Genomic DNA, 606 nt, shown 5'->3' on the forward strand with positions numbered 1-606 from the left:
GATTCTGATTGGTAAGTATTAAAAATAAATACGAAAAATGGCCATTAATGTTGGAAATAACATTTTTCCATTTACATCATGCACATTTATAAGAATTCATGTTGGGAACTGATTCAATAACGATTTGGTTTACCAAGTTCAAAAGCAACATAGAACGTGATTCGCCATCTACTTCCTGAAAGATGGCTTCCAACCCTTCAAAAACCCCGTCGGTAAGCACCACTTTATCACCACTCCGTATCCCAAAACCTTCACTACTCTGGTGTCTTGGGACTCGTTCAACTAACGCATCCATGAAGCTGTCCGCAAGAGTTGCTAACTTAGTACCGAAGCGAACAAAGTGACTGACCCCCTTGTTGCTGCAAGAGTGGTCGTGTGAATGACCTCTGGGTAAAATTTCACAAACATATAGTTCGGGAAGAGTTGTTCGACGCCGTGTTTGATCTTCCCCTTAACCAAGAGCTGGCCTTCTATAACCGGATTGAAGCAATGGACCTTCTGATTTGTTAAATGTGCCTGCGCTCTACTGGACTGACCACTTTTACAATAAAGCAAATACCATTCTGCGCTCATAGTAACCTCATAAAATTAATTACTGTATATAAT

General features: G+C 40.4%; 1 pseudogene. It reads right to left on the reverse strand.

The window, feature by feature from the left end:
• Positions 1-76: 76 nt before the first annotated feature.
• A pseudogene (gene rfaH, locus J1785_RS00435) lies at positions 77-573 on the reverse strand (transcription/translation regulatory transformer protein RfaH).
• Between the last annotated feature and the right edge of the window lie 33 nt (positions 574-606).

Origin of the sequence: Rahnella perminowiae (assembly GCF_019049755.1) — a bacterium.
In the GTDB taxonomy this organism is placed as follows: Bacteria; Pseudomonadota; Gammaproteobacteria; order Enterobacterales; family Enterobacteriaceae; genus Rahnella; species Rahnella perminowiae.